Origin of the sequence: Otariodibacter sp. (assembly GCF_029256985.1) — a bacterium.
In the GTDB taxonomy this organism is placed as follows: domain Bacteria; phylum Pseudomonadota; class Gammaproteobacteria; order Enterobacterales; family Pasteurellaceae; genus Otariodibacter.
Genome location: NZ_JARIDQ010000002.1, coordinates 1 through 21,364 on the forward strand (window position 1 = coordinate 1; position 21,364 = coordinate 21,364).

The 21,364-nt window shown below is 35.5% G+C and carries 18 protein-coding genes; 12 read left to right on the forward strand and 6 right to left on the reverse strand.

What is annotated here, in order from left to right; all coding sequences use genetic code 11:
- Positions 1–1,002, forward strand: a 1,002-nt coding sequence (locus tag Q1J40_RS00040) for a chloride channel protein (protein WP_301097938.1), incomplete at its 5' end; no start/stop codon positions are given.
- Positions 1,003–1,051: 49 nt separating this feature from the next.
- Here the strand turns inward: Q1J40_RS00040 and argE are convergent.
- Both argE and Q1J40_RS00050 read right to left on the reverse strand, forming a co-directional pair.
- Positions 1,052–2,194: an acetylornithine deacetylase gene (argE, locus tag Q1J40_RS00045; protein ID WP_301097940.1), complete on the reverse strand. Its 1,143-nt coding sequence runs from the start codon at positions 2,192–2,194 to the stop codon at positions 1,052–1,054.
- Complete coding sequence (locus Q1J40_RS00050; protein WP_301097942.1) at positions 2,194–2,967, reverse strand: permease; 774 nt, start codon at positions 2,965–2,967, stop codon at positions 2,194–2,196. The genes argE and Q1J40_RS00050 overlap by 1 nt, the downstream gene beginning before the upstream one ends.
- Before the next feature lie 331 nt (positions 2,968–3,298).
- Here Q1J40_RS00050 and metK point away from each other — a divergent pair, with 331 nt between their 5' ends.
- Positions 3,299–4,447 (forward strand): methionine adenosyltransferase, encoded by a 1,149-nt coding sequence (metK, locus tag Q1J40_RS00055; RefSeq protein WP_301097943.1) that lies wholly within the window; start codon positions 3,299–3,301, stop codon positions 4,445–4,447.
- A gap of 89 nt (positions 4,448–4,536) precedes the next feature.
- On the opposite strand, the gene sstT is transcribed toward metK, so the two are convergent.
- Positions 4,537–5,748 carry a serine/threonine transporter SstT gene (sstT, locus tag Q1J40_RS00060; RefSeq protein ID WP_301097944.1) on the reverse strand — a complete coding sequence of 404 codons (1,212 nt, stop codon included), beginning with the start codon at positions 5,746–5,748 and terminating at the stop codon, positions 4,537–4,539.
- Positions 5,749–6,015: 267 nt separating this feature from the next.
- Between sstT and Q1J40_RS00065 the strand changes: the two genes are divergently transcribed.
- From Q1J40_RS00065 to pyrD, 6 genes are all read left to right on the forward strand, one after another.
- Positions 6,016–6,378: a diacylglycerol kinase gene (locus tag Q1J40_RS00065; protein ID WP_301097946.1), complete on the forward strand. Its 363-nt coding sequence runs from the start codon at positions 6,016–6,018 to the stop codon at positions 6,376–6,378.
- Positions 6,379–6,396: 18 nt separating this feature from the next.
- On the forward strand, positions 6,397–8,961 hold the full coding sequence (glnD, locus tag Q1J40_RS00070; protein ID WP_301097947.1) for a bifunctional uridylyltransferase/uridylyl-removing protein GlnD: 2,565 nt from the start codon (positions 6,397–6,399) through the stop codon (positions 8,959–8,961).
- Between the two features lie 28 nt (positions 8,962–8,989).
- Entirely contained in the window at positions 8,990–9,622 is a 633-nt protein-coding gene (gene lolB / locus Q1J40_RS00075; protein WP_301097949.1) for a lipoprotein insertase outer membrane protein LolB, read from the forward strand.
- A gap of 1 nt (position 9,623) precedes the next feature.
- The gene (gene ispE / locus Q1J40_RS00080; protein WP_301097951.1) at positions 9,624–10,472 is read left to right on the forward strand and encodes a 4-(cytidine 5'-diphospho)-2-C-methyl-D-erythritol kinase; all 849 of its coding nucleotides are present in this window, start codon (positions 9,624–9,626) and stop codon (positions 10,470–10,472) included.
- A gap of 21 nt (positions 10,473–10,493) precedes the next feature.
- Positions 10,494–11,444, forward strand: a complete 951-nt coding sequence (locus tag Q1J40_RS00085) for a ribose-phosphate pyrophosphokinase (RefSeq protein ID WP_301097952.1) — start codon at positions 10,494–10,496, stop codon at positions 11,442–11,444.
- An 83-nt stretch (positions 11,445–11,527) separates the two neighbouring features.
- On the forward strand, positions 11,528–12,541 hold the full coding sequence (gene pyrD, locus Q1J40_RS00090) for a quinone-dependent dihydroorotate dehydrogenase (RefSeq protein WP_301097954.1): 1,014 nt from the start codon (positions 11,528–11,530) through the stop codon (positions 12,539–12,541).
- Positions 12,542–12,612: 71 nt separating this feature from the next.
- Here pyrD and dcd read toward each other — a convergent pair whose 3' ends face one another.
- Both dcd and udk read right to left on the reverse strand, forming a co-directional pair.
- On the reverse strand, positions 12,613–13,194 hold the full coding sequence (gene dcd, locus Q1J40_RS00095) for a dCTP deaminase (RefSeq protein WP_301097955.1): 582 nt from the start codon (positions 13,192–13,194) through the stop codon (positions 12,613–12,615).
- Between the two features lie 7 nt (positions 13,195–13,201).
- Positions 13,202–13,858 (reverse strand): uridine kinase, encoded by a 657-nt coding sequence (gene udk, locus Q1J40_RS00100; RefSeq protein WP_301097956.1) that lies wholly within the window; start codon positions 13,856–13,858, stop codon positions 13,202–13,204.
- Between the two features lie 350 nt (positions 13,859–14,208).
- On the opposite strand from udk, the gene sucA reads away from it, so the two are divergent.
- The 4 genes from sucA (at position 14,209) to sucD (ending at position 20,434) form a co-directional block, all read left to right on the forward strand.
- Positions 14,209–17,016, forward strand: coding sequence for a 2-oxoglutarate dehydrogenase E1 component (gene sucA / locus Q1J40_RS00105; protein ID WP_301097958.1), 2,808 nt, complete (start codon positions 14,209–14,211; stop codon positions 17,014–17,016).
- A 66-nt stretch (positions 17,017–17,082) separates the two neighbouring features.
- Positions 17,083–18,303 carry a 2-oxoglutarate dehydrogenase complex dihydrolipoyllysine-residue succinyltransferase gene (gene odhB / locus Q1J40_RS00110; RefSeq protein WP_301097959.1) on the forward strand — a complete coding sequence of 407 codons (1,221 nt, stop codon included), beginning with the start codon at positions 17,083–17,085 and terminating at the stop codon, positions 18,301–18,303.
- Between the two features lie 95 nt (positions 18,304–18,398).
- Positions 18,399–19,565 (forward strand): ADP-forming succinate--CoA ligase subunit beta, encoded by a 1,167-nt coding sequence (gene sucC, locus Q1J40_RS00115; protein WP_301097961.1) that lies wholly within the window; start codon positions 18,399–18,401, stop codon positions 19,563–19,565.
- A complete protein-coding gene (gene sucD, locus Q1J40_RS00120; protein WP_301097962.1) occupies positions 19,565–20,434 on the forward strand; it encodes a succinate--CoA ligase subunit alpha in 870 nt (289 codons plus the stop codon). The genes sucC and sucD overlap by 1 nt, the downstream gene beginning before the upstream one ends.
- A 231-nt stretch (positions 20,435–20,665) precedes the next feature.
- Here the strand turns inward: sucD and tsaB are convergent, their stop codons facing one another.
- Positions 20,666–21,358: a tRNA (adenosine(37)-N6)-threonylcarbamoyltransferase complex dimerization subunit type 1 TsaB gene (gene tsaB / locus Q1J40_RS00125; RefSeq protein ID WP_301097963.1), complete on the reverse strand. Its 693-nt coding sequence runs from the start codon at positions 21,356–21,358 to the stop codon at positions 20,666–20,668.
- Positions 21,359–21,364: the final 6 nt, after the last annotated feature.

The following is a 21,364-nucleotide window of genomic DNA, read 5'->3' on the forward strand; positions in this document are numbered from 1 at the left end:
CAAACACTCTGGAAAATTCCCTTGACCTTTATTGCTATGATACTAGGAGGATCTGTTGGACGTGAGGGACCATCTGTACAAGTCGGTGCAGCTACCATGCTAGCATGGGGAAATTTATGTAGAAAACAAGGCTTTGCTTTTACAGGATTAACAACGAATGAACTAATGGCAACAGGAGCCGCAGGTGGATTGGCTGCAGCATTTAACGCACCTTTATCAGGTGTTATTTTTGCAATTGAAGAATTAGGGCGTGGAATATTACTGCGATGGGAAAGAAAAATATTACTCGGTGTACTCACTTCTGGTTTTATTCTTGTTGCAATAGAAGGAAATAATCCATACTTTCCACAGTATCAAGGAGAAACGTCTGTTTCTTATATGTTTTTATGGGTTGCATTATGTGCTGTTATATGTGGCATCCTTGGAGGAATTTTTGCACGATTACTTGCAAAAGGTTTAGCTGGAATTTCTCCTGCATCGATTAGAGGATGGATACGACGCCATCCTGTTATGATTGCTTTATTTCTTGGACTTATTCTAGCTGCTATTGGTACTTATACAAAGGGACAAACCTATGGAACAGGTTATGATGTTGCATCTTCTGCTCTGACTGGTTCAAATACCGATAGTAATTTAGGATTATTCAAACTTGTTTCAACAGTTGCTACATATTGGACTGGTATTGCCGGTGGGATTTTTACCCCTTCATTGACGACAGGTGCAGGAATTGGAGTACAAATTTGGTCATTAACCGATGGTTTGGTCGATCAGAGATTGCTAGTACTATTGTGTATGGCAGGATTTTTAGCGGGAGCAACACAATCGCCAGTTACAGCAAGTGTGGTAGTAATGGAGATGACTGGTGCACAACCGGTGCTTTTCTGGTTGTTAATTTGTAGTTTAGTCTCTTCGATTATCTCTCGACAATTTAATCCAAGACCATTTTATCATCTAATGGCAAGTCGTTTTCGCCAACGTATTCAAGAAGAATACAAAGAATAAACCGCTCATTACAAGCGGTCAGTTACTCATTAAATTATGTAAAATTTAACTAACAAAAATGATGGATCAATTTTGTTAGTAATTTAATTGTTGGTTCAATAAATTTAGTTTCTAAAAATTCATTAGGCTGGTGTGCTTGCTCAATAGAACCAGGTCCCAAAACTAAGGTCGGACAAATATTCTGAATGAAAGGAGCTTCCGTGCAATAATTTACAGCATCACATTTTTCGCCCAACAACGCCTCAACCACCTGTACAATTTGTGCCGAATGACTACATTCATATCCCGGTATTCCACCATGAAGATGTTTGATTTGAATCTTATCACCAAACTCTTCAATTAAAGGTGCAAGATTTTGGTATAGCAAGCCTTGTAGGTCAGTGATAGACATATTGGGTAGGGGGCGGATTTCCAATTGTAATTCACAACAGGCACAAATTCGGTTAATTCCATCTCCACCATGAATATTACCTAAATTCATTGTAGGATAAGGTATTTTAAATAGTGAATTGTGATAATTATTCTGTAAATCCGATTTTAACTCTAATAAATGCCCTATCGCTTTATGCATAATTTCAATGGCATTCACTCCTTGGCTAGGATCGCTCGCATGGCCAGAACGTCCAATAACATTAATAGATTCACCGATATGACCTTTGTGGGCTCGAATAGGTTTTAATGAAGTTGGCTCACCAATAATGGCACAATCAGGTCTAATTGTTGCTTGTTGAGAAAATACTCTAGCCCCGAGCATTGTTGTTTCTTCATCAGCAGTTGCCAGAATACGAATTGGCTTATTTAATTTTTGAAGATCGATTTGACTAAGAGTATCAATAACAAAGGCAAAAAAGCCTTTCATATCTGCCGTACCTAGGCCATAGAATTTCCCTTCTTTTTCTGTTAAAGCAAAAGGATCAAAAATCCATCTTCCCTCATCAAAAGGTACCGTATCTGTATGCCCTGCAAACAATAAACCACCCTCGCCTTCACCGTAGGTCGCTAATAAATTGTATTTTCCTCGGCTGCCTTCAACGGGTAAAATTTCAATCTGAAAGCCGAAGTCTTCTAACCAAGTAGCTAACAGATCAATTAAAGGCTTATTAGTTAAATCATACTCTGCTTGCAAACTACTAATCGTAGGAATTGCAATAATTTGTTGATATCTATGAATAAAATTGATTGATTTTTTCATTATCTAACATATCTCAAAATAGCAAAACCAAGTGCCACATCCCAAATAACTACAAGATAAAAGCTAATACGTTCAAAAATTGCTAAATAATTTGTAAAACCAAACATCGTAATACCTATGGCAATGATCCCTATCCCTCCAGCAATTAGACTAAATAGTTTGAATTTACGCAAAAATGGCTTATCGATACCAATTCCTGTCACTATCATCATAATATTACCTAATAAAAAGGTAATACTTACTCCAAGATTTTGTAAACCACCTTCAGTATAATGACCGCCTTGAGCAGAATATATTAAAATCATACCCAATGAAAAAAAGATCGCTGCCATACTGCCGATCAGTCTAAATCCTTTTATCATCTGATTAACAGCTATAAGATAAATAAATAAAAATAGAGAACCATGTACCATAAATGTGGCTTTCATTACGAATGAAAGAGGAGAAAGTTGGCTTGTTTGAGAATCGACAATAGAGCCTATAGGTAAAAGTAACTCTAATATAGTATGATCATAGTAAGCTAAAAATCCTACATTACTAAATACAATTGTTATAAGTTCTGCTGCAAAATAATCAATACCAATGAATACAGCTAAAAAGGCCAACATCCTAACCAATAATTTATTGGTAACTCTTACAAATGGTGACATCAATAGAGGGTAAAACTTCACACCAAATGAACCATTAGTAAAATATTGTTCTATTGACTGATATTTTTTTGATATGAATTGAATATATTTATTTATGCTGTATTTTCGTTTAGTCGATGTCATATAAGCCTTATCTTTATCTTCATAAAACGATAATAGGTTTTATCTAATAATTGTACTATCTTACTACCTTAAAATTCGGATTTAATTTAGGTCATTGTAATATTATTCTTAATAGAAAATATCATACCACGAATAAAAGAACAGAGGTAATCTATCAATATTCACAAAATAATTTGTGATTTTTTTATAAAAAAAGTATTATAGACGTCTAGATGGCAAAATCAACAGAATACAAATCAGTCGGTCTTTTAACACAGCATACTTTAAGTACTATGAGTACTATGACCGCATATTTACTACCCTTTTATTTATCAATTAAGGATTAAACTCAATGACAATTAATTTATTTACATCTGAATCTGTTTCAGAAGGACATCCAGATAAAATTGCAGATCAAATTTCAGATGCAGTACTTGATGAGATATTAAAGCAAGATCCTCAAGCTCGTGTAGCTTGTGAAACTTATGTCAAAACAGGCATGGCATTAGTTGGTGGTGAAATTACAACCTCTGCTTGGGTTGATATAGAAAACCTAACTCGTCAAGTTATTTGTGATATTGGTTATACTCATTCAGACATGGGATTTGATGCTCGTTCTTGTGCCGTATTAAATGCGATTGGTAAACAATCTCCAGATATTAATCAAGGGGTTGATCGTGAAGATCCATTAGCTCAAGGTGCGGGTGATCAAGGTATTATGTTTGGTTTTGCTACAAATGAAACAGATGTATTAATGCCAGCACCAATTACTTATGCTCATCGCTTAATGGAACAACAAGCAAAAGTGCGTAAAAGTGGCAAGTTAAACTGGTTACGTCCAGATGCAAAAAGCCAATTAACTTTTATTTATGAAGATAACAAAATTAAAGGTATTGATGCTGTTGTACTTTCAACACAACATGCTGATAGCGTATCACAAAAAGAAATCTATGAAGGCGTAATGGAAGAAATAATTAAACCAATTTTACCAACAGAATGGTTAAATAAAGATACCAAATATTTTATTAACCCAACAGGTCGCTTTGTAATTGGTGGACCGATGGGTGACTGTGGATTAACAGGCCGCAAAATTATTGTAGATACCTACGGCGGTGCCGCACGTCATGGTGGTGGAGCTTTCTCTGGAAAAGATCCTTCAAAAGTTGACCGTTCGGCAGCTTATGCGGCTCGTTATGTTGCAAAAAATATTGTTGCTGCAGGTTTAGCTGATCGTTGTGAAATTCAATTATCTTATGCAATTGGTGTGGCAGATCCAACATCAATCATGGTAGAAACTTTTGGTACAGGAAAAGTGAATAACGAAATCTTAGTGGAATTAGTGAGAGAACACTTTGATTTACGCCCTTACGGATTAATTAAAATGTTAGATCTAATCCAACCGATTTACCGTGAAACAGCAGCATACGGACACTTTGGTCGTGAAAATTTTCCGTGGGAAAAAACAGATAAAGCTGACTTACTCAAAGAGGCTGCTAAATAAAATAATAGTTATATTTAAAAATTAGATACATAATAAAAAAGCCCGAAGTCATAACTTCAGGCTTTTTACTTCTAATTATAAATTATCAACTATTCATCATCAGAAGATAAGCTTACTGCTGCTGTAAATAATACATCAGTTGAAGAGTTTAAAGCAGTTTCTGCTGAATCTTGAATCACACCAATAATGAAACCAACACCAATAACTTGTGCTGCAATATCATTTGGAATACTGAATAAACTACACGCAAGTGGAATTAATAATAGTGAACCACCAGCAACACCCGATGCACCACAAGCACAAACTGAAGCAACAATACTTAATAATAATGCAGTCCAGAAATCAGGTACAATACCTTGTGTGTAAGCTGCAGCTAAAGTTAAAACAGTAATTGTGATCGCAGCTCCTGCCATATTGATCGTTGCACCAAGTGGAATTGATACAGAATAAATTTCTTCTTTTAACCCTAAACGTTTTGCTAAATTCATATTCACTGGAATATTTGCTGCAGAACTACGAGTAAAGAACGCAGTCACACCACTTTCACGTATACAAGTTAGAGTAAGTGGGTAAGGGTTGCGACCCAATTTCCAATATACAAGTAAAGGGTTTAAGAGAAATGCAACAATTGACATAGCACCCAATAAAACAAATAGCAGACGAATATAACCAGCAAAAGCATCAACGCCGTTAGTTGCAATAGTTTCAGCTACTAATCCAAAAACCCCAATAGGAGCAAAGGTAATAACAACTTTAACAACAAAAGAAACTGCATCAGCCATATCGCTTAATAAAACTTTAGTGCTATCAGCTCCGTGACGTAATGCAATGCCTAAACCAATAGACCATGCAAGAATCCCAATAAAATTACCATCAGTTATCGCACCAAATGGATTATCAACTAAATTAAAAATGACTACTTTTAAAACTTCATCGACACGATCTGGTGGCGCCAATCCACCTGGGCTTTCAACCAGCTCTAATGTTGTTGGAAAAGCATAACTAAGCACTACAGCTGTTAATGCTGCAAGAAAAGTCCCCATAAGATAAAGAACAATAATTGGCTTCAAACGGCCATTGCTTCCAACTTTTTTATTTGCAATCGCAGATAAAACAATAGTGAATACTAAAATAGGCGCTATAGATCTAAGGGATTTGACAAAAAATTGACCTAATACACCAAATTTTATCGCTATTTCTGGGAATATAAGAGCAAGAACTATACCAAGGATTAATCCAATGGCAATCCGTAGTACAAGATTCCCACCAAAAAGTTTAGAAGAAAGAAAAGGGTTACTCATAAAGTTTCCTATAAAAATAAGAATAAATAAATTTCATGTTTTTTATTAAAATATGTATTGATAGTATCTAAAAAATATAAAAATGTGAATAGTTAATACCAATTAGAATTAAAAAAATTCACATTTCTAGAAATTTATAGAAAGATATCTGAATTAGATAAATTTATTGATTCTTTATTACAAAAAAATATAGAATGACTTACGTTATTTATCTAGTATTTTTCAGAAAGTTGTAATTCACATTTTCTTATTTTTATAAGGTAGTCAATGAAACCCTCCAATAAAGCAAGTTTTCAAAGAGTGATTAATGCAACCAAATATTCATTAAAAGGGTTAAAAAGTGCGTATATTAATGAAGCTGCGCTTCGTCAAGAAATCTGGCTTTCTTGTATAACAATTCCTTTAGGTTTTTTTCTAGGACAAACACCCGTTGAAAAAATTTTATTGGTAGGAAGCATATTACTTATTCTTATTACTGAATTATTAAATAGTGCGATTGAATCTGTTGTTGACCGTATTGGATCAGAATTTCATGAATTGTCAGGTAGAGCTAAAGATATTGCCTCTGCAGCCGTTTTTATGAGTATACTTCTGGCTGGAATGACATGGTTACTTATTTGCTTTTTCTAAACTAATAAAAATTACGTAATGGGCATTTTCAATCTAAAAGAACAATTTGATAAATTCAATACTGAGCAAAGCATAAAATTTAATTGTATTAATGTTGTAACACTGTTGTATCAACGTAGTAATTTTTATGATCAATTACTCCAAACATTATGGGAACATTTTGAATTAGATAGATACTCTGATCTAGCACTTATTGCTGTTGGTGGGTACGGTCGTAGAGAAATGTTTCCTCTCTCTGATCTTGATATTCTAATTATCAGTGAAAATCCTATCAATGAAACAACACAAGATAAGATCACTCAATTATTTAATATTTTATGGGATTGCAATTTACAGTTAGGCTCCGCAATTCGAACTATCCAACAATGTATTGATATTGGACTTAATGAACTATCCGTTGCAACAAATATGTTGGAAAGCCGGTTTTTAATAGGCAATAAATTTTTGTGGGAACAATTAATTTCTCATTTATATCAAGATAATTTTTGGCCAATTTCATCTTTTTTTCAAGCAAAAATAGAAGAAAAACAAACGCGCTACGAAAGATATCATAATACAAGCTATAACCTTGAACCTGATTTGAAGCATAGTCCAGGAGGATTACGTGATCTACATTTACTTTTATGGATTATGCTTAGACAATATGGCGTTCAATCTTTAGATTCACTTTATGCTAAAGGGATCCTTTTCAAAAAAGAGTATGAAGAACTAAAAGAGGCACAGAAAATCCTTTTTCAAATGCGGTTTGGATTACACCTTCAACTGAAACGCTATGACAATCGTTTACGCTTTGATCGCCAGCTAGCATTGAGTGAACAGTTAGGTTATCAAGGGGAAGGAAATCATCCCGTAGAAATGATGATGAAAGCCTACTTCCAAGCAACTCAATCTATTTCTCAACTAAGCCAACTAATTCTTGATAGCTTTAAACAAGATGTACTAAATCCTTTGCAAAATAAAGGAACAAAGTTACCGCTTGATGAGTTATTTTTTTTACGAGATAACCAAATCAGTTGTTATAGTCCAAGAAATTTATCCCAATCCCCTGAAAAAATATTAGATCTTTTCTTTTATTTAACTGAGTATCCTGAAGCAATAATCGCAATAACCACACTACGTCATCTTCGTTTGACGATAAAAAATATTACGATACCTTTAAGTGAAAATCCAAATGCCCGAAAACGTTTTATTCAGCTTTTTTCACAACCTAATTGTATCCAACGAGCAATTCTGCCTATGCACCGTTTTGGAGTACTTTCAATCTATCTGCCACAATGGAAAAATATCCGAGGGTTAATGCAATTTGATATGTTTCACCTTTATACGGTTGATGAACATATCGTGCGAGTGATGCAAAAATTAGAGAGTTTTCTCGACCAAACCAATAGTGAGAAACATCCCCTATGTTGTGAAATCTTTCCCATACTCGAAAAACGTCCTCTACTCTATCTAGCTGCTCTATTTCATGATATAGCAAAAGGACGAAATGGCGATCATTCAAAATTGGGGGCAGAAGATATGCGTCAATTTGCCCACCTACACGGATTTAGCGAAGAGGATAGCGATTATATGGCGTGGTTAGTCGAACAACATCTATCTATGTCTATTACTGCACAACGACGCGATATTCACGATCCCTCTGTTGTAAAAAATTTTGCAAATGTCGTTAATAATCCGACCGCGTTATCTGCATTAACTTGCTTAACAGTAGCCGATATTTGTGCAACTAATGAAACATTATGGAATGATTGGAAACGTTCCTTAATTCATAAACTCTATCAATTTACGCTTGAACAACTCAATTTAGGTAAGGAAGAATCTATCGATTACCACCAATTAGCACTTAATAATCGTGATGAAACCTTGCAACAACTCAATTTATCTGAAGTTCAACAACAAAAACTTTGTGAATTTTGGGATAGCTGTCCTGAAAGTTACTTTGTGCGTCATAATCCAACCCAGCTTATCTGGCATGCTTCATCATTTATTAAAAGCACGACCCTCCCCTTAGTACTAGTCAGTAGTCAATACGCACGTAGTGCCACTGAAATTTTTATCTACACACAAGAACAACCGTATATTTTTGCTCGAGTTGCACAAATGATGAGCCAGAAAAAAGTGACAGTGCATGATGCCCAAATTCTGACAAGTGATAATGGATTTATCTTAGATAGCTTTATTGTTTCCGAACAAAATGGTAAAACACTCAATAAAGATCGACTTAAACAGATTCAACTTGCATTGACTAAGACCTTACAAGATACTGAATCTAAACCTATAAAAATCGTCAAAAAACCAATAAAGCATAGATCATTTAAACGTAAAACTATGATTCGTTTTTTAGATGAATTAAATCTAGAACATACTGCTTTTGAATTATTCACATTAGATAGAGAAGGATTATTGACTCGAATAGGCTATATTTTTCAACAATTACAATTAAACTTAATTAACGCCAAAATTACGACGATAGGTGAACAGGTAGAAGATTTTTTTGTGGTGACAACATCTCAAAATCAAGCACTATCAGAAGTACAAAAAGAGAAACTGAAACAAACTATAATTACTGAATTAACAAATTAATATTTTAAAACCTCAAAAAGGGATAATTATGAAAACTATTTCAAAAATTTTATCATTGACTGGATTACTAGCCTTAGTTGGCTGTAATTCTATTTATGATGCGCCTTCTAAAGTAGATAAATCAATAATAACGATTCCACATTCAGATCCCCAATGGCAACAACATCTAGCACAATTACAAAAAATTAGGTCTTACTCTGCAAGTGGTCAATTTGGTTATCTTTCACCTGAGGATCGATTTTCCTCACACTTTGATTGGCAATATCATTCTCCATATCAGTTTCATCTAGTGATGTCCTCAAATCTTTCAAGTAAATCACTCAAATTACAACGTACCCAACAAGGTATGACGGTTTCTGACAGTGAAGGTAATTCACGTACCGAAACCAATATTACTAAGTTAATGCAAGAAATGATCGGAGTATCATTTCCTATCGACCATTTTGCTTATTGGGTAAAAGGTCAACCTGAAGAAAATATGCCTTATACGGTTAATGAAAAACGCCAACTAGCTCAATTTAATTACCCTATTAATGGTGTAACGTGGAATGTGAATTTTGTTGAATATCATGAAGATCGTATTCCAAACTTACCCAAACTAATTTCACTAGATAATGGGACACAAACTTTAAAAATTCGTATTGATGAATGGACATATTGATATGAGCAATATTCTTACTTTTCCTAGCCCAGCTAAACTCAATTTATTCTTATATATTACAGGCAAGCGGTCAGATGGCTATCATGAATTGCAAACCTTGTTTCAGTTTTTAGACTTTGGGGATGATATCCATTTTGAAATTACTCAAGGATCGCAAATTGAACTACTCGATCAACTAGATTCTGTACCTGTTGAGCAAAATCTAATTTATAAAGCTGCAAAATTATTACAACAGCACACCGCTTGTTCCCTTGGTGCAAAAATTGGAATAACCAAAAGGCTCCCTATGGGAGGAGGCGTTGGAGGAGGGTCATCTAACGCAGCAACAACCCTCGTTGTACTTAATCAACTATGGAATACACAACTCTCTCTAGAAACTTTAGCAGAACTTGGATTAACATTAGGTGCTGATGTACCTATTTTTGTGAGAGGTCATGCAGCTTTTGCTGAAGGAGTGGGCGAAAAATTAACATTTTGCAATCCACCAGAAAAGTGGTTCGTAGTGCTTAAACCTAATGTGTCTATTTCAACTGCACTAATTTTTAATCAACCCTCACTACCTCGCAATACGCCCAAAAGAAAATTGCAAGAACTTTTATCTATAAATTGGAAAAACGATTGCGAAAAAGTTGTCCGAGATCAGTATTCAGAGGTTGAAGATCTTATCGCTTGGTTGGTACAATATGCACCGTTTCGGTTAACTGGTACAGGTGCTTGTATTTTTGCTGAGTTTGAAAGTGAAGCTAAAGCTCGTCAAGTTTTTGCTAACAAGCCGAATGATATACAAGGCTTTGTGGCAAAAGGACAAAATATTTCACCTTTACACCAAAAACTAAACTTATTTTCCTAATTTAACCCAGAGGTTCCCCCAATGCCTGATATTAAACTCTTCGCAGGAAATGCTACACCAGAATTAGCAAAACGAATTGCTGAACGTCTTTATACTAACCTCAGCGATGCAACAGTTGGTCGTTTTAGTGATGGTGAGGTTCAAGTACAAATTAATGAAAATGTACGTGGCGGAGATATTTTTATTGTGCAATCAACTTGTGCACCCACTAATGATAATCTAATGGAATTGATCGTAATGGTCGATGCGTTAAGACGTGCATCTGCAGGCCGTATTACCGCTGTTATTCCATATTTTGGCTACGCTCGACAAGACCGTCGTGTTCGCTCTGCCCGTGTTCCAATTACAGCAAAAGTTGTAGCTGATTTTCTTTCTAGTGTGGGAGTTGACCGTGTATTGACTTGTGATCTTCACGCAGAACAAATTCAAGGTTTCTTTGATGTGCCAGTAGATAACGTATTTGGTTCTCCAATTTTACTTGATGATATCTTAAAGAAATCTGACTTAGTCAACCCAATCGTTGTATCTCCAGATATCGGTGGAGTGGTTCGTGCTCGTGCAGTAGCAAAACTACTTAATGACACAGAGATGGCAATTATCGATAAACGTCGCCCTAGAGCTAACGTTTCCCAAGTTATGCACATCATTGGTGATGTAGCAGAACGTGATTGTATCTTAGTGGATGATATGATCGATACTGGTGGAACATTAGTAAAAGCTGCTGAAGCATTAAAAGAAAGAGGTGCTCGTCGAGTGTTTGCTTATGCAACACACCCTGTATTCTCCGGTACAGCAGCGAAAAACTTAGCTAATACAGCATTAGATGAAGTGGTGGTAACCGATTCTATCCCACTTTCAGCGGAAATTAAGGCATTAAATAAAGTCCGAGTCTTGACAGTTTCAGGAATGCTTGCAGAGGCTATTCGCCGAATTAGTAATGAAGAGTCAATCTCGGCGATGTTTAATCATTAATAGTCAAAAGCCCATTATTGGGCTTTTTTATTGCTTCTTATCCAATATTTCATACAAGCAGTTAGATTCAGGAGTTTTCTTGCATGACTTATTCTCTTATTCGAAAGGCACTATTCTCTCTCGAGCCAGAGCAAGCCCATCTATTTTCTATTCAAGTATTGAAGTATCTAGGCTATCTCCCTTCTTTCTATCCTCCCCCAGAGAACAAAGTCAATGTAATGGGATTAAATTTTCCAAATCCTATTGGTCTTGCTGCTGGCGCAGATAAAAATGGTGAAGCCATTGATGGGTTCGCAAAACTAGGATTTGGATTTATTGAAGTTGGGACAGTAACCCCTGTAGCACAAGATGGTAATCCTCGCCCTAGACAATTTCGATTACTTGAATCTGAAGGGATTATTAATCGTAATGGATTTAATAATCTTGGTGTTGATGTTTTGATTGAGAATGTTAAGAAATCTAATTATCGTGGAATTTTAGGGATTAATATAGGTAAAAATGCCACAACCCCTATAGAAAAAAGTATTGATGATTATCAAATCTGCTTTCGTAAAGTCTACCAACATGCTAGTTATATTACTGTCAATATTTCATCTCCAAATACGAAAAACCTTAGAACATTACAATATGGTGAAGCATTAAATTCGTTATTGAAAACTCTAAAATCAGAACAAGCTGAATTAGCCAAAAGACAAGGACTTTATAAACCTTTAGTTTTGAAAGTTGCTCCTGATCTTACTTATTCTGAAATAGAATCTATTGCCGAAAGTCTACTTAGATATAAGGTTGATGGACTTATTGCAGGAAATACAACACTCTCTCGTGATACAGTCACAGGATTAAAACATGCAGATGAGCAAGGCGGATTAAGCGGAAAACCATTACATAAACTGAGTACCAATTTAATTTTACAATTTCAAAAAAACTTACGAGGACAGATTCCTATCATTGGTAGTGGTGGGATTCATTCAGTATCATCAGGTCAAGAAAAAATTAATGCTGGAGCAGATCTTTTACAACTCTACTCTGCAATGATTTATCAAGGTCCTAAACTTATTAAAGAACTTGCTATACATATCCGCACAAATAAAGATTAAAAAAACAATGGATTGAATTTACCTTTAAAATTCAATCCATATCTAATAAGTTACGCTCAGAATAATTCTAATTAGTCTTGATTTATTCTACTAGATATAGCGCTTTGTTGATTTTTATATTTAGCATCTTTGCGAGTATTATAAGGTCTTTCAGAATTACCACTTAAAATTTCAAAACTTAATGCACCAATTGCCATATTAGGTCTTAATGCTAGTGGTAATTTCCCTGCATTGAAGAATTCTAATACAATTTTCCCTTCCCAACCCGGATCTATTCGGTGTGCTGTAATATGAACCATTAATCCTAAACGAGCCAAAGAAGAACGTCCATCCAACCAACCGACTATATTTGCAGGCAACTTAACCGTTTCTAATGTTGTTGCTAAAGCTAATTCCCCTGGGTGTAAAAAAAATGCCTCCCCTTCACTAATAATAATTTCTTCACTCATTACACTTTCTAATTGAGCTGTCATCTCTTCGCGAGTACCACTTAAATCGATATAAGGCGTTGCATGTTCTCGAAAAACACGAAAAGAATTACCTAAGCGAACATCTATTGTTGCTCCATTAATTTTATCATTACTTGGCCGAGGGAATAGGCTAATTAACCCTTTATCTAAATAACGTTCAATATCCGTATCACAAAGACGCATATTTTTCCTACTTATTATGTTTAAATAATTGTTTTATTTGTGCTTTTAAAATGTTAATTGCAATACGATTTTTTCCACCTTTAGGTACGATAATATCAGCATATTGTTTAGATGGTTCAACAAATTGCAAAAACATTGGGCGGACTGTTTTACTATACTGTGTCACAACTGATTCAAGTGTACGTCCACGCTCCTGCATATCTCGATTTAGCCGACGAATAAAACAAATATCAAGTGGTGCATCAACAAAAATTGAGACATCAATTTCATTCCTAATATTTTCATCTGTTAGTAATAAGATTCCTTCCAAAATAATAACTCTCCTAGGGGAAAAATGGATTACACTCTGTTTACGATTATGTTGCGTATAATCATATTCTGGAATGTTAACAGGCTCTCCTTTTTTTAGAGTTTTTAGATGCGAGACAAGCAAAGCATGATCCATAGAGCTTGGATGGTCATAATTTGTCTTTACTCTTTCTTCCATAGCCAAATGGCTTTGATCTCTGTAGTAAGAATCCTCCGAAATAATCCCTATCTCATCCTTTCCAAGTTCTTCTTTCAACTCTTTATAGATAGTTGAAGCAATCAAGCTTTTACCTGAAGCAGATGCTCCTGCAATAGCAATAACAATACAAGTTTCACTCTCACTTGAATGTAACATAAATAATTCCTTAGACAGACGAAATAAATTTTCTTAATTATACAATAAAATCTACTTAAAACCGATTCAAAATTCAGTAGTATGCTTTCATTTATAAATCAAATTAGTATCAATTATCTAAAAATAAAATATCTCTTCTTAAAACTTCATAAAAATGTTATAAAAATGTAAAAAATAAGACTTGTGTCACAGTTTTACTCGACAAGAATAGGCATAATATATTCACCATATGTGAAGTTAGGAAACTATTAAGATTTATCCTAACGATTTATATTTTTTATTGTTCTTAAGCATATATAATGACAATAAAATTATTTGTAAATAAACTACTTAATAAGGTTAGGTCCTATATGCAACATAAAACTTTTGATGAATTACTTGCTTCCACGGCATTAGGAGGAGCGAATCAATCTTATGTTGAAGAAATCTACGAGCAATATCTTGAAGATCCAAAAAGTGTTGATAAAAGTTGGCAACAAATCTTTTCTCAATTACCGAATACTACTGTTCAAGAACAATCCCATTCTATCGTAAGAGATTACTTTCGTCGTTTAGCTAAAGAAAATCATTCTCAATCCGTTACTGTCATAGATCCGAAAGCTAGTGCAAAATTGGTTAAAATTTTACAATTTATTAATGCTTATCGCTTTCGTGGACATTTGGAGGCAAACTTAGACCCTTTAAATTACTATCGTTGGAAAACATCTCAAGTACCTGAGTTAGATTACCACTATCATGGTTTTACTGATACAGATTTAGATGAAACTTTCAATATTGGTCGCTATGTCTACAATAAAGAAACAATAAAATTAAGAGAGTTAGCTGATGCTCTTAGGGAAACCTATTGTGGAAGCATTGGACTTGAATTTATGCATGTTCAAGATATGGAGCAAAAAAATTGGCTTCAAGCTAAAATGGAAAGTGTATTAAATAAACCACTTTTTTCACATGAAGAAAAAATAACTTTATTAAAAGAACTCACCGCAGCTGATGGGCTTGAACGCTATTTAGGTGCTAAGTTCCCGGGTGCTAAGCGATTTTCTCTTGAGGGAAGTGATGCCTTCATTCCGATGATGAAAGAAATTGTTCGCCATGCAGGTAAACAAGGTATTACTGATGTTGTAATGGGAATGGCTCACCGTGGCCGTTTGAACCTATTAGTCAATCTTTTAGGTAAAAAACCGATAGAATTATTTGATGAATTTGCAGGTAAACACGCGAATATAAATCGTACAGGTGACGTAAAATATCATCAAGGCTTCTCCTCTGATTTTGCTGTAGGTGATCAACTTGTACACTTAGCTTTATCATTTAATCCATCTCATTTGGAAATAGTTAACCCCGTTGTTATCGGTTCTGTTCGTGCTCGGCAAACAAGAAGCCTTGATAACAATCGTGATCATGTATTAGCAGTAACCGTTCATGGAGATTCTGCTGTTGCAGGGCAAGGGGTAGTACAAGAAACTTTAAATATGGCAAATACTCGTGGTTATACAGTTGGCGGAACAATCCGAATTGTCATCAACAACCAAATTGGCTTTACTACATCTAATCCTACTGATACTCGATCCACAGAGTACTGTACAGATATTGCTAAGATGATTCAAGCACCAATTATTCATGTAAATGGTGATGATCCCGAGGCTGTTGCATTTACTGCACGTATGGCAGTGGAATACCGCAATCTATTCAAGCGCGATATTTTTATTGATCTTATTTCTTATCGTCGTCATGGTCATAATGAAGCAGATGAACCTTTAGCAACTCAACCCATGATGTATAGTATTATCAAAAAGCATCCAACACCACGTAGAGTCTATGCCGAACGTTTGATTACCGAAGGTGTTATTACCGCTGATGAAGAAACAGAAATGGTCAATCTTTATCGTGATGCTCTTGATAATGGAGATCGTGTTGTGCCTGAATGGCGAGAAATGAATACGGCTAAATTAGATTGGTTAAAATACCTTAATTCAGATTGGACTGATCCTTATGAAAGCAAATTTCCACAAGACAGATTTCTAACATTAGCTAAGCGAGTTTGTGAATATCCTGAAGCTATTATTCCACACCCTAGAGTTAAAAAAATTTATAACGATAGACGAGAAATGATAGAAGGTAATAAATTACTTGACTGGGGTATGGCAGAAACAATGGCTTATGCTACTCTACTTGATGATGGTGTCCATGTAAGAATTTCTGGTGAAGATGCAGGACGTGGAACATTTTTCCATCGTCATGCTGTTGTTCATAATCAAACTGATGGTACAGGTTATGTTCCACTTACTCAATTACACCCTAATCAAGGTCGTTTTGAAGTATGGGATTCTGTTTTATCTGAAGAAGCTGTACTCGCATTTGAATATGGCTATGCAACTACAGATCCAAAAACACTTACTATTTGGGAAGCGCAATTTGGTGACTTCGCTAATGGTGCACAAATTGTTATTGATCAATTTATTAGTTCGGGCGAACAAAAATGGGGAAGAATGTGCGGACTAGTTATGTTACTTCCACATGGATACGAAGGACAAGGTCCTGAACACTCATCTGCACGTTTAGAGCGTTATTTGCAACTTTGTGCCGAACAAAATATGCAGGTTTGTGTACCGTCTACACCAGCACAAGTTTATCATATGTTACGTCGCCAAGCTATCCGTAAAGTCCGTCGACCACTTATTGCAATTTCACCTAAATCACTCTTACGTCATCCTCTTGCTGTTTCATCACTAGATGAATTAATTAATGGTCATTTCCAAAATGTGATTGGGGAACTAGATGGTTTAGACCCGAAAAAAGTAAAACGTGTTGTAATGTGTTCAGGAAAAGTCTACTACGATTTATTAGAACAACGTAGAGCCAATGAACAACAAGATGTAGCGATCATTCGTATTGAACAACTTTACCCTTATCCTCACGACGAGATAAAAGCTATTTTAGCAAACTATCAGCATGTTACTGATTTTGTATGGTGCCAAGAAGAGCCTCAAAACCAAGGTGCATGGTATTGTAGTAAACATAATTTTGAAGCATCAATTCCTGAACATGCTAAACTTAAATATGCAGGGAGAGAAGCCTCAGCATCACCCGCTGTTGGTTATATGTCACTACATACAAAACAGCAAAAACAACTAGTTGCAGATGCACTAACTCTATAATTACAAGCGGCCAGATTATTACTATTTTTTGTAAAATCTGACTGAAATTTAAGAAGGAAACAAAAAATGACTATTGAAATTCTTGTCCCAGATCTTCCAGAATCTGTAGCCGATGCAACTGTTGCAACTTGGCACAAAAAAGTAGGTGATCCTATTAAACGAGACGATGTTATCGTTGAAATTGAAACAGATAAAGTAGTGCTAGAAGTGCCTGCAATGAGTGACGGTATACTTACAGAAATTCAACAAGAAACTGGAGCAACAGTAAAAAGTAAGCAAGTGTTAGGAATTCTATCTATTGCCCAAGCTGGAGATTTTAGTAAAGAGATATTAACTCCAGTAAATCAAGCAACACCAGCAGATCGTCAAACAGCATCTTTAGAGCCGGATAATAGTGCTGCAGATGCGGTTGGTCCAAGTGTGAGACGTTTACTTGCAGAACATGATCTTTCAGTAGATGAAGTTCAAGGCACTGGTGTAGGTGGTAGAGTTACTCGTGAAGATGTAGAACAAGCTATTACTAAACGTGCAAATAAACAAGTTGCAGAGAAAGCAGAAAATACAATTAGTACAGTTGCTTATTCAGCACGTAGTGAAAAACGCGTACCAATGACGAGATTACGTAAACGTGTTGCTGAACGCTTGCTCGAAGCTAAAAATACAACGGCTATGTTAACCACATTCAATGAAATCGATATGAAACCGATTATGACATTGCGTAAGCAATATGGTGAGAAATTTGAAAAACAACATAACGTACGTCTTGGGTTTATGTCTTTCTATATTAAAGCAGTAGTCGAAGCTTTAAAACGTTATCCAGAAGTCAATGCATCTATTGATGGTGAAGATATCATTTATCACAACTATTTTGATATTAGTATTGCTGTTTCTACACCAAGAGGACTTGTTACACCAGTATTAAGAGATTGTGACAAATTAAGCATGGCTGATATCGAAAAACAAATTAAAGCATTGGCTGAAAAAGGCCGTGATGGGAAATTAACTGTAGAAGATCTTACTGGCGGAAATTTCACTATCACTAATGGTGGTGTATTTGGATCATTGATGTCAACACCAATTATTAACCCTCCTCAAAGTGCAATTTTAGGTATGCATGCAATTAAGGATCGTCCAGTTGCTATTGATGATCAGGTAGTTATTCGTCCAATGATGTACTTAGCATTAAGCTACGATCACAGATTAATTGATGGTCGTGAATCAGTTGGATTCCTTGTAACAATCAAAGAGTTACTTGAAGATCCAACACGATTATTACTAGAAATTTAATTACAAAGGAGCTTGTAAGTTTACCTACTCTTAGCTCCTAATATAAAACTTATTAGATCTAACTAGCTGAATAATATACAAGAGGAATCTTATTTATGAATTTACACGAATATCAAGCTAAGCAAATTTTTGCTGAATATAATCTACCTGTAAGTAAGGGTTATACGTGTAAAAATGCTGATGAAGCGGCAGAAGCGATCAAAAAATTAGGTGGAAACCTTTGGGTAGCTAAATGCCAAGTTCATGCAGGAGGACGTGGCAAAGCTGGTGGCGTAAAACTCGTTCATAATGAAGATGAAGTTCGCAGTTTTACTGAACAGTGGTTAGGTAAACGTCTTGTAACTTTCCAAACGGATACTCAAGGGCAACCCGTTAATCAAATTTACATAGAGGAAGGTTTAAATATTGCTAAAGAACTTTATTTAGGTGCAGTGATTGATCGTACGTCTCAACGTGTTGTATTTATGGTATCAACGGAAGGCGGTGTTAATATTGAAGAAGTTGCAGAAAAAACGCCTGAATTATTACATAAAGTTGCCATTGATCCATCAGTGGGCGGAATGCCTTACCAAGCAAGAGAACTTGCTTTTAAACTTGGATTAAAAGGTAATCAAATCAAACAATTTACCCATATTTTCACTCAAATGTCGAAAATGTTTGTAGATAAAGATCTTGCTCTACTAGAAGTAAATCCTCTTGTTATCACTAAAGAAGATGATTTACTTTGTTTAGATGCAAAAATAGTTATTGATAATAATGCTCTTTACCGCCACCCAGAATTAATAGCAATGCAAGATCCAAGTCAGGAAGATCCTCGTGAGGCTTTAGCTGAATCACACCAATTAAATTACGTAGCATTAGATGGCAATATTGGTTGTATGGTAAATGGTGCTGGTCTTGCAATGGGCACAATGGATATAGTAAAACTACATGGTGGAATGCCGGCTAACTTCCTAGATGTTGGAGGTGGAGCAACAAAAGAACGTGTTGCCGAAGCATTTAAAATTATCTTATCTGATAAAACTGTAAAATCTGTACTTGTAAATATCTTTGGAGGCATTGTTCGCTGTGATTTAATTGCGGATGGTGTTATTGCAGCCGTTAATGAAGTAGGGGTAAGCATTCCTGTTGTTGTAAGACTAGAAGGTAATAATGCAGAGTTAGGTAGAGAAATTCTAGCTAACAGTGGGCTAAATATTATTGCGGCGAAAACATTAACTGATGCAGCTATCCAAGCTGTAAAAGCAGCGGAGGAAAAATAATGGCTATTTTAATTAACAAAGATACTAAAGTAATATGCCAAGGTTTCACTGGTGGACAAGGCACCTTCCATTCACAACAAGCGATTGATTATGGCACACAATTAGTTGGTGGAGTTTCACCAGGTAAAGGTGGAACAACACATTTAGGATTACCTGTTTTCAATACAGTAAGAGAAGCTGTTGAATCAACGGGTGCAACAGCAACTGTTATTTATGTCCCCGCTCCTGGCTGTAAGGATGCTATTTTAGAAGCAATTGATGCAGGGATCCAATTAATTATTTGTATCACCGAAGGTATTCCAACTCTTGATATGCTTCAAGTTAAAGAGAAATTAAATACTACTGGAGTACGAATGATTGGACCTAACTGCCCGGGTGTGATTACCCCTGACGAATGTAAAATCGGTATTATGCCAGGTCACATTCACAGAAAAGGTAAGATTGGTATTGTATCTCGTTCAGGTACACTAACTTATGAAGCTGTAAAACAAACAACAGATGAAGGATTTGGTCAGTCATCTTGCGTGGGTATTGGTGGCGATCCTATTCCTGGATCAAGTTTCATTGATATTCTAAGATTATTCCAAGAAGATCCAGAAACAGAAGCAATTGTAATGATTGGTGAAATTGGTGGAAGTGCAGAAGAGGAAGCTGCAGCCTTTATCAAAAATAATGTGACTAAACCAGTTGTTAGTTATATTGCTGGAGTTACCGCGCCTAAAGGTAAACGTATGGGGCATGCTGGTGCAATTATTAGTGGTGGGAAAGGTACTGCTGATGAAAAATTTGCAGCACTTGAATCTGCTGGAGTTAAAACAGTTAGAAGTTTAGCCGATATTGGATCAGCTTTACGTGAACTTCTTTCATAGAGATGTATTAAAATAAAAAATTGTAAATAAAATCTAGTCAGATGAGTTGAAGTTAGGCTTTTGGAATCCAATTAAAAATAACTAAGACCTATATTTTGTCTATTCGGCATAGAAAATAAAAATTTCCCTTCTTTTGTTTTCTATGCCTTTTGTCCATTATACCAATTAAACTCAAAATATATCTGGTAGATCCTCTACTTAAAAGTAAGATATCAAATTGAGTTAAATCTTTTATACTTTATGTGGTAACTTTTTCCAAGTAACCTCATTTCTCAAATAGATCGGTTCAATTTCTAATGCCGATTTAACCGAGCCTTTTTCTAGCGCTTGCTCAGCTAAACTCAGCATAAATTGTGCAGAAGGTAAAGTAATATCTGTAATCACAAGTGGCAGGTTTTCTGCTTTAAATTGCGAATATGCAGCCCATCCAGTACCAACAACTACGGCATTGCGGTCTAATTGCATTTTTTCGATCGCTTTCTCTGGCGAACAAACTTGTTCGGCAACTAATTCACTCCACTCTCCCTCATCATTACGGCTAAATTGGGCAAAGTAGACTTCATTCATTCTGGCATCGATTAATGCAATCACTTCAGTTTTATTTAGTCGCTGATAAGCTTCTTCTGCCATCATCAACAAATTAGAAACGGGAATAACAGGTAGTTCTGCTCCTAAAGCAAGTCCTTGAGTAACTCCCACTCCAACTCGGACACCAGTAAAACTTCCTGGTCCTCGCCCAAAAGCCAAAGCTTCGATCTCCTTCAATGAAATTTCTGCTTGTTGCAATAATTCATCTACCATAGGTAGAATACGTTGAGTATGTGTTCTTGGACTTAACTCATTTAATACTATTTGACGATTATTATAGTTGAGAGCAACCGAACAAGCTTCTGTTGCCGTATCTATAGCTAAAATTGTTTTCATATTTTA